Genomic DNA, 14,012 nt, shown 5'->3' with positions numbered 1-14,012 from the left:
ACTATTTTCCTTGATAGTGTTCTAAATTTTTAACTATTGGTTGTAATTGTGAATTTAGTGGAATTTTAGCAAATTCGCCTTTTGCTTCGTCGATTTTACCATCTTTTAATAGCTCATATCCATCTATTAGATAGTTATAATTTGATAAAATTTTAGCTGATTTATTACCTTTTAAATTTTGTAAAATCTCTTTTAAAAGTGGATCAATATCTAAAGCCAATGCTTCATCTATAAGCTTGATTTTATTTAAATCATCTGCGGTTTTAATCACAAATAGTGCGTATAAAGATGGATTTTTAGCTATTAAAAGCTCTTTTGAGCTATTATCATCAGGATTATTTATTAGTGCGTTATATGCTTTATTTGCCTCTATTTTTGTCTCAACTTGTATAGTATTAAAAACACCATATGCGATAATTGCGATTAGTATAACCAAAAATATAGCAATTAAAATTCTCTTATTTTTTCTAAAAAATCTTTCGCTTTTTATAGCGCTTTCTAAAAACTGCTCTTGAGAGCTTATCTCACTTTTTATATAATCAATATTCTCTTTAACTGCCAAAGTAAGTTCCTTAAAATAAAAATTTGCTAATTCTAGCATAAATTTTCTTAAATATAACAAATAATAGCCAATTATTAAAAACTTGATAATATTGATAATTTATATCTAAGAAAACTTATGATATAATGAGCGCCAAAATTTTAAATTACGAGAGTATAGCCGTGCATATTGATGATAAAATACTTGAAAAATTAGAAAAGTTAAGCGCATTAAAAATCCCAGATGACAAGCGAGAAGAGTTTAAAAGCCAACTTAGCAAAATTGTAGATTTTGTAGATGTTTTAAATGAGTTAAATTTAGATGGTGTAGAGGCTGCTGTAAGCACTATAAGTGGTGGAACTTTACTTCGTGATGATGAGCCAGTAAAGAGCGATGTTATAGATATAATATTACAAAATGCCCCAAAAAAGCATGGCAGAAGCTTTGAAGTGCCAAAGATTATTGAGTAGAGTATGAGTATAAGAACCTTTCTTGATTTAGTTATAGATAGGAAGGCTAGCGATCTACACTTAGTGGCTAGAAGTGTGCCAAAGATTAGAGTTGATGGTGAGCTTATATCTACTGGAAGTGTGGCCTTAACGCCAAAAGATGTAGAAGAGATCTGCTTGCCACTGCTTAGCCAAGAGCAAAAAATGGAGCTAAAATCTGCTAAAGAGCTTGATTTTATAGTAGATCTTAATAGGGCTGGTAGATTTCGTGCTAATTACTATTATACAATGAACGGGGAGCTTTGTGCTGCTTTTCGTATAATACCATTTAAAACGCCTACATTAGATGATATTTGTGCGCCTAATTTGCTATTTGAGCTTGCAAAAAAGCAAAAAGGATTGATACTAGTTACAGGTGCTACTGGAAGTGGTAAAAGCACAACTCTAGCAGCAATTTTAAATGAGATAAATCAGACACAAAATAGGCATATTATCACTATTGAAGACCCTGTGGAATTTATTCATACAAGTAAAAATTCTCTATTTTCCCATAGAAATGTAGGAAGTGATACTAGCTCATTTTCAAAAGCATTAAAATATGCCTTAAGACAAGATCCAGATGTTATTTTAGTCGGCGAGATGAGAGATAAAGAGACTATGGCGATGACGATTGAAGCGGCTCAAACTGGTCATTTGGTCTTTGCTACCTTGCATACAAACTCAGCCCCAAGCTCTATAGATAGAATTGTAGATAGCTTTAGCCTTAGCGATCAATCATACATTAGGAGCTCTTTGGCTTCATCTTTGATAGCTGTAATATCGCAAAATTTACTACCAAAAATTGGAGGTGGTAGGATTGCGCTTTTTGAGATTATGCTAAATAATATCGCAATTTCAAATTTAATAAGAGATGGCAAAACTCATCAAATACTATCTCAAATGCAAATTGGTAGTGCTCAAAGCGGTATGAGAGTGATGGCTAATGAAATTCAAAAAGCACTAAATGAGAATATAATTACAAAAGAGGTTGCAATGCGTTTTAATACTAAAAATTTAAATTTAATGGAGCAAAGTTGATGGATTTTATTACTTGGTTTGATATTATTGTTATCGCCGTTGTAGTGATTTTAGGGATTAAGGGTGTTATAAATGGCCTTATTAAAGAGGTATTTGGGCTAATTGGCATTATCGGCGGTGTGATCGTAGCTAGTAGAAATGCTAGTTTAGTAGGGGAGCAAATCAGCCTTTATCTATATGAGCTTAGTGATTCGGCGGAGTTTTTCTTTGGGTTTTTGCTTACTTTATTAATATTTTGGTTTATATGTTTATTGCTTGGAAATTTGCTATCTAAAATGTTAAAGATGAGCGGACTTGGATTTGTAGATAGATTGCTTGGATTTTTCGTAGGGGCTGCAAAGATATTTTTAGTTCTTGCTATTTTGGTTGCGATTGTATCTAGAATTTCAGTTTTAAACCAAAAAATTTCTCCATATTTCAAAGATAGTAAGGTCTATCCAGTACTTCTAGCTGCTGGAGAGTTTATAATGGCTATGGATATAAGTAGCGTCCAAAATAGCTTAGAAAATGGCGAAATAGTCGTGCCTGAAATTTTAGATAGTAATGAGACAATGGAACAAAATTCAACTAAGGTGGAAGAATGATAGAAAATATTGAGTATGATGCTTTATTAGAGCGTTTTAAGCGTGTGTTGCGAGATAATGGACTAAAATATACTAAGCAGCGTGAGGTGCTTTTACAAACGCTATATAATAATAGCGAACACTTTACTCCAGAGCAACTATATTTACATATTAAGGAGCGTTATCCTGATTTAAATGTGGGTATAGCAACTGTATATAGGAGCTTGAATTTACTTGAAGAATCAGGTATGGTAACATCTATTAGCTTTGGGGCTCAAGGGAAAAAATTTGAACTAGCCAATAAACCGCATCATGATCATATGATTTGCAGACAGTGTGGTGTGATAGTTGAATTTGAAGATCAAGTAATAGAAAAACGACAATTAGCAATTGCTAAAGATAATGGCTTTAAGCTTACAGGTCATATAATGCAACTTTATGGCGTTTGTAGTGAGTGTAGTAAACAAAAAATAAAAGGAATTTGATTGATTTTTGATAATGAATTAGAGCAGACTCGTCTAGCTAAGGCTGATGAGTTAAAGCAGATGGGCGTTGCTCCATATCCGCATTTTTTAAAACGAGAGTTTAGTATAGCTAATTTTAAGAGTGAATTTAACTATATAAAAGATCTACCAGATGGCGATAAAAAAGCTACTAAAGAAGTAACAATAGCTGGTAGAATAAAATTAAAAAGAGTTGCTGGTAAATCCACATTTGCCAATATAGAAGATGAGAGCGGTAATATACAAATTTACTACTCACTAGCTAGTATTGGCGAAGAAGATTATGCTAAATTCAAAAAAAATCTTGAAGTAGGCGATATTATACTTGCTAAGGGGTATGCTTTTGTTACTCAAACTGGGGAGTTTAGCTTACATGCAAGTCAGATAACTTTAGCTACTAAAGCTATATCCCCACTACCTGAGAAATTTCATGGTTTAACTGATATTGAGACTAGATATAGACAAAGATATTTAGATATGATTATGAATAGTGATGTCAGAGATGATTTTCTTAAGCGTTCAATCATAATTAGCACTATTAGAAGGTTTTTTGAAGAGCGTGGATTTTTAGAAGTTGAGACGCCTATGATGCACCCAATAGCTGGGGGAGCAAATGCTAAGCCATTTATAACTCATCATAACGCACTAGGCGTGGATAGATACCTTAAAATAGCCCCAGAGTTATATCTAAAAAGATTAATCGTAGGTGGTATGGAGGCCGTATTTGAGATTAATCGTTGTTTTAGAAATGAGGGTATGGATCTAACTCATAATCCTGAATTTACTAGTATTGAGTTTTACTGGGCTTGGCATGACTATTTTGAGGCTATGGATTTGACTGAAGAGCTTTTTGCCACCTTGCTTGATAGGTTAAATTTAGGAAAAATTATTGAATTTGATGGAGAAAATATAGATTTTTCTAAGCCTTTTAGAAGGATTAAATATCTTGATGCGTTAGTGGAAATAGGCGGTATCGATAGGGATATTATAGGCGATAAAGATAAAATTTTAGCTAAATTAAGAGATGATAAATTTGAAGCAAATGATAAGCTAGATTTAGGTCATTTACAAGCTGAGCTTTTTGATAATTATGTTGAGAGTAAACTTATTAATCCTACATTCATTACAGATTTTCCTATATCTATTTCGCCACTTTCAAGAAGAAGTGATGAAGAGCCAGAGATAGCACAGAGATTTGAGCTATTTATTGCTGGTCGTGAGCTAGCAAACGCATTTAATGAGCTTAATGATCCAGTCGATCAATATGAGAGATTTAAGGCTCAAATAGAGAGTAAAGACGCTGGTAATGATGAGGCTCATGAGATGGATGAGGATTATTGCGTAGCTCTTGGTTATGGTATGGCACCAACTGTTGGTTGGGGTCTTGGCGTTGATAGATTAGTAATGCTATTATTAAATAAAAAATCAATTCGCGATGTTATATTATTTCCAGCGATGAAACCAAAAATTAAGGAGTAGATATGAATTTAGAAAGTTACGATAAGGAGATTTATACTCTTTTAAATAAAGAGCTTGAGCGTCAGTGTAGCCATTTAGAGATGATTGCTAGTGAGAATTTTACCTATCCTGAAGTTATGGAAGTTATGGGTTCTATTTTGACTAATAAATATGCTGAGGGCTATCCTGGTAAGAGATATTATGGTGGATGTGAATTTGTAGATGAGATAGAGCAGATAGCAATTGATAGATGTAAAGCTCTATTTGGTTGCGAGTTTGCTAATGTCCAGCCAAATAGTGGTAGTCAGGCTAATCAAGGTGTGTATGGTGCCTTTTTAAAACCAGGCGATAAAATTCTAGGTATGGATTTAAGTCATGGCGGTCACTTAACTCATGGAGCAAAAGTCTCAAGCTCTGGTAAATATTATGAGAGTTTCTTTTATGGTGTTGAGCTTGATGGTAGGATTAATTATGATAAGGTAGCTGATATAGCAAATATTGTCAAACCAAAAATGATAGTTTGTGGGGCCAGTGCATATACTAGAGAGATTGACTTTAAACGCTTTAGAGAGATTGCTGATAGCGTGGGTGCATATCTATTTGCCGATGTGGCTCATATAGCTGGGCTAGTTGTGGCTGGAGAGCACGCTCATCCATTTCCGCACTGCCATGTAGTAAGCTCTACAACTCACAAAACTCTAAGGGGTCCAAGAGGCGGTATAATTATGACAAATGATGAGGAATTTGCCAAAAAAATTAATAGCTCCATATTCCCTGGAATTCAAGGTGGCCCATTAATGCATGTTATAGCTGGTAAGGCTGTAGGATTTAAGCATAATTTAAGCGATGAATGGAAAGTTTATGCTAAACAGGTAAAAGCAAATGCAAAAAAATTAGGCGAAGTTTTAATTAGCCGTGGGTATGATTTGGTTAGTGGTGGTACTGATAATCACCTTGTGCTAGTAAGCTTTTTAAATAAAGAATTTAGTGGTAAAGATGCAGATATTGCTCTTGGTAATGCTGGAATTACGGTAAATAAAAACACAGTCCCAGGCGAAACTAGAAGTCCATTTATCACAAGTGGTATAAGGATAGGTAGTCCAGCACTTACTGCTAGAGGTATGAAAGAGAGTGAGTTTGAGCTAATTGCAAATCGTATTGCTGATGTGCTAGATGATATTAATAATGTTGATAAACAACGCAAAATCGCAGCTCAGCTTAAAGAGTTAGCTAATGAGTTTATTATTTATAATAAGGCGACATTCTAATGCAGCGTATAGATTTATCACTTATTAAAATGATAACCGATCACTACTATATTAAGCGAGATATAACAGTAAAAAAGATCGAGCATAAGGGTAGGTATTATTTTGATAAATTCGAAAGGGTAGATGAACCGCTTAGCTTATCAGTCCAAAGAGAGCACGAAGAGAGAAAAATTGTTGTAGCACACTCTTTAATTAATAGGCTAAATAAGGTTGAAAATATCGTTTTTGACTATAATGGTAGAATGCCAGAACGATTTTGGCATAGGGCTCAACTGATGTTAAGAGAGGAGGGGTTTATAAATTTTACAGCCTATGAGAGCAAAACCCCAGGTCATCTACATCTATATATACATAAGGGTCACACCACCTTTATGGAGGGTTGTCAAATAGCTAACAAACTCTCAGTTATGCTATCACAGAAGCTACCACAAGAGTGGAGAATGTTTCCTACTATGGATTTGCCATTAGAGTATAATATTCTAGCTTTGCCATACGCTTTGTATCAAAAAGAACGAGGCGCTAGCTGGTCAAAGCATATGTAAAGGATAAATATGGAAGAAAATAATAATTTACAAGATATATTGCTAGATAAAAATGAAGAAGAGAAGTCCGGCGGTGTGCGTAAAATTTTAATTAGTGTGGCGTTGCTTGTTATCGTTTTTGTTGTTGTTTTAATTGTTATGAAATTCTTAAATTCAGATAATAAGAACAAAAATAACGATATAGCCGATACTCTTTTATTGCCTACAGAGTTGCCTACGACTAATACGCCAGTTGGCAATGCCTCAAATGATCTTTTTGAGCAAGTGCCTATAGTAAGCGATACTACAAATTCAAAAGATAGTTTTGAAAATATAGTAAATGAGTATAAGAATGCTCAAGCTACTATGGAGACAGCGTCAAATACAATTACACCTGTATTGCCACCAAAGGTAGAAGAGCCATTTAGTATAGCTGAGCCAAAAGAGGTTAAAAAAGAGCCTACAAAACAAGAAGTATCTAAAAATTTAGAACCTAAAAAAGTAGAGAATAAAAAAGCTCAAACCAAACCAACTGAGCCTAAAAAGACTGAGCCTAAAAAGGCTGAAGTTAAAAAAGATAGCGTTAAAACAAACGCATCTCAAAGCAACCCATCTTTAGAAAAAGGTGCATATATACAAGTCGCTTCAGTATCCAAGCTAGATACAAATAGCGCCTTAATCAAAAAAATTGTAGCAAGTGGCTATAAATACAAAACACATAAAGTTGTAGTAAATGGCAATACGGTTATTAAAATTCTTATTGGGCCATTTGGTTCTGATTTAGAGGCTAATATGCAAAAAATTCGCCAAGATATATCAAATGGTGCCTTTGTATATAGGGTAAAATAGGAATTTATAATGCGCTATTTTGCTCTATTTGGTAACCCTGTATCTCACTCCATATCGCCTAGATTACACAATAGTGCATTGCAAGGGCTAGGTCAAAGCGGTATTTATGGCAGGGTATTATTAGAGCAAGGTAGTGATATTATTGCTAAATTTAGAAAATATAATCTATCTGGAGCAAATATCACTATCCCTTTTAAAGAGTCAGCTTTAACTCTTTGTGATGAGCTTGATAAAATTGCAGCTGATATAGGCTCGATCAATACTTTGGTTAATAAAAATGGAAAAATCAAAGGATATAATACCGATGCGCCCGGATTTATGATGGCGATTTTGGAATTTGGTAAGATTGATAAGGCTTTGATACTTGGTGCTGGTGGAACTGCTAAGGCACTTGCATATATTTTATCAATCAATGGCGTGGATGTTGAAATTTTAAATCGAAGTGATAAAAAATCCCAGTTTGTAAATTATAAATTTCACACTCATTCTAGCTTTACTCCTTCAGGTTATGATCTAGTGGTTAATACTACTTCAGCTGGACTTTGTAAGAATGAGCTTCCGTGCGATGAGGTTATTTTAAAAGATATTTTAGGTAGCTCTAAATTTGCCTTTGATGTGATATATAATAGACCAACTCCATTTTTGAATTTGGCTAAAGATATGGGATTGAAATTTAAAAATGGCAAGGATATGCTGCTTTATCAAGCTGTCCTTGCGTTTAATCTATTTTATAATAATAAATTTGATGAGCTTAAAATAACAGAGTTAATGAGTAAAGCATTTGAGCTTTAAAGCTCCTTTCTATCCTTAATTGCTTTAGTAAGCGAGAGCATATCTACATTCTCTAGACTTACACCAGTTGGAATTCCTTGAGCTATTTTTGTAAAATTAATATTAATATCTTTTAGCTGATCTTCTATGTATAGCATTATACCATCGCTATTTATACTTGGACTAAAAGCAAAGATTAGCTCTTTTGAGCTAAATTTAATTATCATATCTTTTAATTTTTCAACGCTTTGGATATCGCTAAATACAAAATATAGCCCATCAAATGAGTGAGAATCTTCAATGGTTAATATATCTTTTGGGCTTTCTACTACGCATATTAATGAGCTATCCCTACTATCATTAGCGCATATATCGCAAATTTCATTTTGGCTAATTCCTCCGCAGATTACGCAATGTTTTAGATTATGAATTGAATTTTCTATAGTGTGAGCTAAATTTAGACCAAAAAATGGATCTTGAAGTGCTATATAATAGGCATATTTTATGGCTGATTTTTTGCCTACACCAGGAATTTTGCCAAATGCTTCTACGAGATTATCAAATTGATCAAGATTTTTCACTATTTACACTTCCAAATTTAATACAAAACTCATGAAACCCATCTATATAATTATAATCTAAGCTAAATTTATGCATAGAACAGATATGCTCTATAATATAAAGCCCAAGCCCCATACCGCTAGTTTTAGCATTATTATCTCTAATGAATGCTTGTTTATAATGCTCAATTGAGCGATTAAGCGGTTTTCCATGATTTCTTATATAGATTGCGTTATTATCGCACTTTATAATTGCCTTTTTATCATCAGAATATTTTAATGCATTATCTATTAAATTTTTAATCGCAAGCGAGAATAACTGAAAATCCACTTTTAATAGTGGATCACAGATTAATTCTACCTTGACATTACTATCAAAATCATCTAAAAGCATCATATCCTTAGCTTGATCTAGTATAAGGCTGAAGTGATACTTTGCGTAATCTAAGCTATAACTTTTGCTTAATAGCTGTTCTATCTTAGCAAATTCATTAATCAATATATTTAGCCGCTCAAATATAGCTATCAAGCGTTCTTTTTGGGTCTCATCTTCGATCATTTCACTTACTATTCTACCCTTGCCAATTGGCGTTTTTAGCTCGTGCATAATGGTGCGTAAAAATAGCTGTCTAGAGAGTATTAAATCCTTAATTTTACAAGCCGCGTTATTAAATTCATATGCCACTTCGCTTATCTCATCATTGCCTTTGGCAAAATTAACCACGCATACGCTATCCATATTTCCAGCTGCGAATTTGCGTATATCGCTACGAAGTTTCTTAAGCGGGATTAGGCTTCTAAAAATCGACACATACAAAGATATAAACAACGCCATAACAATGATAAAACTAAATAATAAGCTATCATTTCCGCTATGTAGGGTTGATTCTAATAGTATAGTTACACTTTGATTTTTAATGCGTAAATATAGATTATTTTTATAACTGATGGTATCTACTGTGCCAATTAATGTATCAGCACGGCTTACAATTGTACCATTATCAAAGATTGCTTTTTGTAAATTTACATTTTTGACATAGGCTAGATCAAAATTTCTAAAATATCTCTCCCAATCTTCTGGCATATTTGATTTTTGATATAGCGAGAGTAGCCAATTAATTGAGTTGTAATGATTCTCCCCAATCTTGCCTAATATCCTCTCATTTTGTAGTTTGAAGAACATAAAAAATAGTGTGCAAATCACGATAAATCCAATAGCAAATATTATCGTGATTTTAGTAGTTAGAGAGTATCTCATCCGACTAGTTTATATCCTATTCCGCGGACTGAAAATATATGCTTAGGTGATTTTGAGTTATCACCAATCTTTGTCCTTAAACGACCGATTATCACATCTAAACTTTTAGAATCTTTATCTTTTAGGCTCTTGCAATGATAGACTAATTGCTCTCTTGAGACTGAAAAGCTATGCTGTTTAATAAGATACTCTAAAATTTCATACTCTGCTGGAGTTAGGGTAAGTGGTGTGCCATTATATGATATTTCATGGCGTTTATCATCTACCCTAAATAGCGTATCAGCTATCTCTTCTTGAACTTCATTGCTTTTTTTATAGCGACGAATTAAACTTGTGATTCTAGCATGCATCTCTTTTGGGTCATACGGCTTTGGCAAGTAGTCATCTGCGCCTATTTGAAGCCCAACAACTCTATCATTTACATCACTTCTAGCTGAGCTAATAATGATAGGAATATCATATTTTTCTCTAATCTCTTTACAAACTTCCAATCCATCCATACCTGGCAAGGTTAAATCAAGTATTAAAAGATCATAATTTTTAATCCCTGCACTAAGACCTAAATATGGATCTTCGTAATTTGTAACTTTGATATTAAATTTTATCAAATATTCAGATAAAATTTGAGCAAATTCTGGATCATCTTCTATCATTAATACATTTATCATTTTTGACTCCTAGTATTAAAAATTAGCGACATTATACCAAAAATTAATAATAAATTTGCTTTTTATGTATAAATTTAGTAATTTTTAGATAAAATCGCCAGTTAAAATTATAAAGGAAGATATTTTGGAATTTGATTATTATGAGATATTAGAGGTATCAAGAGATGCTAATAGCGATACCATAAAAAAGGCTTATAGAAAGCAAGCGCTTAGGTATCATCCAGATAGAAATCAAGGCGATAAAGAGACTGAAGAGAAATTTAAGCAGATCAATGAAGCCTATGAGGTCTTAAGCAACGCAGAAAAAAGAGAAATATACGATAGATATGGTAAAGATGGATTAAAAGGCATGGCCGGTGGCGGCTTTAGTGGCGGATTTGACTTTGATGATTTGGGCGATATATTTAGTTCATTTTTTGGTGGTGGATTTGGCTCTAGTCAAAAGGGCTCTAAAAGTAGATATAAATATGCTTTAGATATAGAAATAGGGCTTACGCTTGAATTTAATGAAGCGGTTTTTGGCTGCGAGAAGGAGATAAAATATAGATATAAAACTCCATGCCAAAGCTGTAATGCAACTGGCTCAAAAGATGGCAAAAAGCAAACTTGCCCTAAATGTGGTGGAAGTGGCAAGATAGGAATTCAGCAAGGATTTATGCAGTTTGTGCAAACTTGCCCGGAGTGCTCTGGAACTGGTGAGAGTATTAAGGATAAATGCCCTGAATGTAGCGGTAATGGCTTTAATGAGATAAGCGATAGCATTAAGATAAATATTCCAGAGGGCGTAGATAACGCAACGAGGATAAGGGTTAGCCAAAAGGGTAATAGATATGAGGATATGAGTGGCGATTTATATGTTCGTATTGTTGTAAAAGATGATGAGCATTTTCTTAGAAATGGAGATGATGTATATATAGAAATTCCAGTATTTTTTACTCAAGCAGCACTTGGCGATAGTATTAAGATACCTACACTTAGGGGCGATACGATTTTAGACTTGCCAGTAGGAGCGAAGGATAAGCAGCAGTTTGTAATACCTAAAGAGGGTGTTAAAAATGCTCGCACTAAGCAGCTTGGCAACTTAATAGTTCAAATTTCAATCCAAATGCCTAAAAAGCTAAATGATGAGCAGATAGAGCTTCTTAAAAAACTTCAAAATAGCTTTAGCGTTAAAAGCGGCGAGATGGCTACTGATAAGGGAATTTGGGATAAGATTAAGAGTTGGTTTTCATAGATTTTGGATATTATAAGGTTACTTAATAATTAAGTGGCTTTATAAATATCATAATTATATATTTTAATCTTAAAAAATTTAAATAGAAAATATCTATTTAAATTTGATGATTGCTTTAGGGATTTTTGCTTTATAATTTTAAAATTTTCTCACCTAAGATATATAAAAATTATTTGAGTTATAAATTGATAAGTGTGATGATGAATGCCTAAAGAGCGTTTGACTTGATGGGTAGAGTGTATAAACATACTTTGATGCCACGCCATTGCTATCTTTAGAGAAACTTTGGGTGATTATTATCCTAGATTTATTAAGTTTTATTTTGTTATCAAGTAAAATATTCTTCTTTTATGCCTTTACTAAATTACTCTTTAGTCTAAAAATAATTATAAACCCACTCTAGCACAGTCAAAGTATTTATAAATTAACTCTTTTTGTATTTTAATTGGGTAAATTCTATACTTTATGACACTTAACAAATGTTATCTTCCACATTTTTTATATAATTGTATTATAAAGGTGTAAAGTAAAAAATGAAAAAGAATAATTATAAACTGTGTGGTTATATTTCTACAAATTGCTCTAAACACAATCTAAAAGCACATATAATTTAGCGATATAAACCATATCCATTTAATGATATAATATTTACTATAAGTTAGCGTAGGCTCTATTATTTAATATATGAAGTAAATAACCACTTTTTATGTTTGGCGTGATGAAAGATTCGAAGTATTTAAAAAACATTTTTAAAAATAAAAAATCTTTTGGAGTGATGGATTTTTGCTTGTAGTATAGAAGAGATAAATTCTAAAACAATCAAAGCTTATATAAAATCAAGAATAGTTACTCACTAAAGCTCTTAACATTTAGCCCAACCACTAAAGCTTGTCGAGATTTGTTTAATGCGGTTTAAATTTGATTATAAGGCTAAAAGAGATTATGTAAAAGCAAACGCCCTAAAGTAGGGCGCTGTGTATTACAAACCTTCAAATGGATTTGTAACTACATTTTTTCTATCTACGATGTATGGTATTAAAGCAACATGTCTAGCTCTTTTAATTGCTTTTTCTACCATCTCTTGGTGTTTTTTGCTCGTGCCAGTTAAGCGTCTTGGCATAATTTTAAATCTTTCAGATAAGCATTGTTTTAAAAGTGCTGTATCTTTATAATCGATAAAATCAATCTTAGCTTCTGTAAATTTACAATATTTTTTGCTATATTTTCTTTTTTCTGCCATTGTGTATCCTTTTAAAATGGAATTTCTTCATTTTCGGTGCCACTATCAAAATTTGATTTAGTAGGTTTGTTATCATATTTAATATCGGCATCAATGTCAATCTCTGGGACTTTTTCTTGGTATGGCTCTGAAACTACCTGCTTTTGATTATAGCTACGATTTTGAGAGTAGTTATTATTTTGGTTAAATTCTCTATTAAATCCACCGCTATTTTGGCTATACTCTCTATTTTGATTATACATATTTGTGCTATATCCGTTGTTAGCGTAGTTTGGCTCATTGCCATCTTTAATAAATCCACCTTGATTTTGCTGTCCTCCTAGCATCTCCATATTTTCTACTACGACTGAGTGCTTGGAGCGGTTTTGTCCATTTTGGTCTTGCCAAGTGTCAAATTTAAGCCTACCTTCGATTAAAACTTTACTACCTTTATTTAGATATTGATTTGCCACTTCTGCTTGACGACCAAAAAAAGTTATGTCAATAAAGCAAGTTTCATCTCTTCTTTCGCCATTAACATTAAATTTACGATTAACGGCCATTCCAGTGCTACCTACAGCGGTGCCACTTTGGATATATCTAAGCTCAATATCTCTAGTTAAATTTCCTACTAAAACTACTTTATTAAACATAATTTAGCCTTTATATCTACTCTTGTTGAGCTGCTTTTTCTTCTGTTTTTGGCTCTTTTTTAGGTTGAGTTAATTTCTGACCTTTGCTTAGTTTTTCCCAAGCTGCGATCTCTTTTTTGTTTTCATATTTTACAGGTAAGAATCTAATAACCTCTTCAGTTATTCTTAAATTTCTTACTAATTCAGCGATTAATTGAGTTGGAGCTTTGAAATAGATTACAAAGTATGTGCCACGCTCATATTTATCAATTTTATAAGCCAATTTGCGTGTGCCCATTTCAACTACACTAGCGATTTCGCCACCATTTTTTGTAATGATCTCTTTAATGAAATCAGCCTTAACTTTAACTTCATCTTCTGTAAGTGTTGGCTTTAAGATGAATAAAAGCTCATAATGTCTCATATATTCTCCTTATGGAT

At 33.0% G+C, this 14,012-nt stretch carries 18 protein-coding genes and 1 pseudogene; 11 read left to right on the top strand and 8 right to left on the bottom strand.

Going from position 1 to position 14,012, the window contains the following annotated elements:
• Position 1 precedes the first annotated feature (1 nt).
• Complete coding sequence (locus CSUIS19072_RS01410) at positions 2–562, bottom strand: hypothetical protein (protein ID WP_086236946.1); 561 nt, start codon at positions 560–562, stop codon at positions 2–4.
• 161 nt (positions 563–723) lie between these two features.
• Here CSUIS19072_RS01410 and gatC point away from each other — a divergent pair, with 161 nt between their 5' ends.
• From gatC to CSUIS19072_RS01365, 9 genes are read left to right on the top strand one after another with little or no spacing between them, the layout of a single operon-like run.
• Positions 724–1,011: an Asp-tRNA(Asn)/Glu-tRNA(Gln) amidotransferase subunit GatC gene (gene gatC, locus CSUIS19072_RS01405; RefSeq protein WP_086236945.1), complete on the top strand. Its 288-nt coding sequence runs from the start codon at positions 724–726 to the stop codon at positions 1,009–1,011.
• Between the two features lie 3 nt (positions 1,012–1,014).
• Positions 1,015–2,067: a type IV pilus twitching motility protein PilT gene (locus CSUIS19072_RS01400; RefSeq protein ID WP_086292565.1), complete on the top strand. Its 1,053-nt coding sequence runs from the start codon at positions 1,015–1,017 to the stop codon at positions 2,065–2,067.
• A complete protein-coding gene (locus tag CSUIS19072_RS01395) occupies positions 2,067–2,651 on the top strand; it encodes a CvpA family protein (protein WP_086292567.1) in 585 nt (194 codons plus the stop codon). The genes CSUIS19072_RS01400 and CSUIS19072_RS01395 overlap by 1 nt, the downstream gene beginning before the upstream one ends.
• On the top strand, positions 2,648–3,115 hold the full coding sequence (locus CSUIS19072_RS01390; protein ID WP_086236783.1) for a Fur family transcriptional regulator: 468 nt from the start codon (positions 2,648–2,650) through the stop codon (positions 3,113–3,115). The genes CSUIS19072_RS01395 and CSUIS19072_RS01390 overlap by 4 nt, the downstream gene beginning before the upstream one ends.
• A gap of 3 nt (positions 3,116–3,118) precedes the next feature.
• Positions 3,119–4,612 (top strand): lysine--tRNA ligase, encoded by a 1,494-nt coding sequence (lysS, locus tag CSUIS19072_RS01385; RefSeq protein ID WP_236845258.1) that lies wholly within the window; start codon positions 3,119–3,121, stop codon positions 4,610–4,612.
• 2 nt (positions 4,613–4,614) lie between these two features.
• On the top strand, positions 4,615–5,859 hold the full coding sequence (locus CSUIS19072_RS01380; protein ID WP_086292569.1) for a serine hydroxymethyltransferase: 1,245 nt from the start codon (positions 4,615–4,617) through the stop codon (positions 5,857–5,859).
• Positions 5,859–6,401 (top strand): DUF1882 domain-containing protein, encoded by a 543-nt coding sequence (locus CSUIS19072_RS01375; protein ID WP_086236780.1) that lies wholly within the window; start codon positions 5,859–5,861, stop codon positions 6,399–6,401. Before CSUIS19072_RS01380 ends, CSUIS19072_RS01375 begins: the two co-directional genes overlap by 1 nt.
• A 9-nt stretch (positions 6,402–6,410) precedes the next feature.
• A complete protein-coding gene (locus tag CSUIS19072_RS01370) occupies positions 6,411–7,229 on the top strand; it encodes an SPOR domain-containing protein (RefSeq protein WP_086292571.1) in 819 nt (272 codons plus the stop codon).
• A gap of 9 nt (positions 7,230–7,238) precedes the next feature.
• Positions 7,239–8,021, top strand: coding sequence for a shikimate dehydrogenase (locus CSUIS19072_RS01365; RefSeq protein WP_086236778.1), 783 nt, complete (start codon positions 7,239–7,241; stop codon positions 8,019–8,021).
• On the opposite strand, the gene recR is transcribed toward CSUIS19072_RS01365, so the two are convergent.
• The 3 genes from recR to CSUIS19072_RS01350 are packed head-to-tail and all read right to left on the bottom strand — an operon-like array spanning position 8,018 to position 10,486.
• Complete coding sequence (recR, locus tag CSUIS19072_RS01360; RefSeq protein WP_086236777.1) at positions 8,018–8,584, bottom strand: recombination mediator RecR; 567 nt, start codon at positions 8,582–8,584, stop codon at positions 8,018–8,020. The genes CSUIS19072_RS01365 and recR overlap by 4 nt on opposite strands.
• Positions 8,568–9,818 (bottom strand): ArsS family sensor histidine kinase, encoded by a 1,251-nt coding sequence (locus CSUIS19072_RS01355; protein ID WP_086236776.1) that lies wholly within the window; start codon positions 9,816–9,818, stop codon positions 8,568–8,570. Before CSUIS19072_RS01355 ends, recR begins: the two co-directional genes overlap by 17 nt.
• Positions 9,815–10,486, bottom strand: coding sequence for a response regulator transcription factor (locus tag CSUIS19072_RS01350; RefSeq protein ID WP_086236775.1), 672 nt, complete (start codon positions 10,484–10,486; stop codon positions 9,815–9,817). Before CSUIS19072_RS01350 ends, CSUIS19072_RS01355 begins: the two co-directional genes overlap by 4 nt.
• 124 nt (positions 10,487–10,610) lie before the next feature.
• On the opposite strand from CSUIS19072_RS01350, the gene dnaJ reads away from it, so the two are divergent.
• Positions 10,611–11,720, top strand: coding sequence for a molecular chaperone DnaJ (dnaJ, locus tag CSUIS19072_RS01345; RefSeq protein ID WP_086292573.1), 1,110 nt, complete (start codon positions 10,611–10,613; stop codon positions 11,718–11,720).
• 386 nt (positions 11,721–12,106) lie between these two features.
• Here the strand turns inward: dnaJ and CSUIS19072_RS01340 are convergent, their stop codons facing one another.
• Positions 12,107–12,199, bottom strand: coding sequence for a helix-turn-helix domain-containing protein (locus CSUIS19072_RS01340; RefSeq protein WP_086292575.1), 93 nt, complete (start codon positions 12,197–12,199; stop codon positions 12,107–12,109).
• Positions 12,200–12,253: 54 nt separating this feature from the next.
• Between CSUIS19072_RS01340 and CSUIS19072_RS08515 the strand changes: the two are divergent.
• A pseudogene (locus tag CSUIS19072_RS08515) lies at positions 12,254–12,331 on the top strand (IS200/IS605 family transposase); the annotation flags it as partial.
• Positions 12,332–12,699: 368 nt separating this feature from the next.
• On the opposite strand, the gene rpsR reads toward CSUIS19072_RS08515, so the two are convergent.
• The 3 genes from rpsR to rpsF are packed head-to-tail and all read right to left on the bottom strand — an operon-like array spanning position 12,700 to position 13,995.
• Positions 12,700–12,960, bottom strand: coding sequence for a 30S ribosomal protein S18 (rpsR, locus tag CSUIS19072_RS01330; RefSeq protein ID WP_086224380.1), 261 nt, complete (start codon positions 12,958–12,960; stop codon positions 12,700–12,702).
• An 11-nt stretch (positions 12,961–12,971) separates the two neighbouring features.
• Positions 12,972–13,592: a single-stranded DNA-binding protein gene (locus CSUIS19072_RS01325; protein ID WP_086292577.1), complete on the bottom strand. Its 621-nt coding sequence runs from the start codon at positions 13,590–13,592 to the stop codon at positions 12,972–12,974.
• 16 nt (positions 13,593–13,608) lie between these two features.
• Positions 13,609–13,995: a 30S ribosomal protein S6 gene (gene rpsF / locus CSUIS19072_RS01320; protein WP_086236772.1), complete on the bottom strand. Its 387-nt coding sequence runs from the start codon at positions 13,993–13,995 to the stop codon at positions 13,609–13,611.
• Between the last annotated feature and the right edge of the window lie 17 nt (positions 13,996–14,012).

Source organism: Campylobacter sp. RM19072, from assembly GCF_024723485.1.
Lineage (GTDB): Bacteria > Campylobacterota > Campylobacteria > Campylobacterales > Campylobacteraceae > Campylobacter > Campylobacter porcelli.
This window is presented reverse-complemented; position numbering and strand designations above follow the sequence as displayed.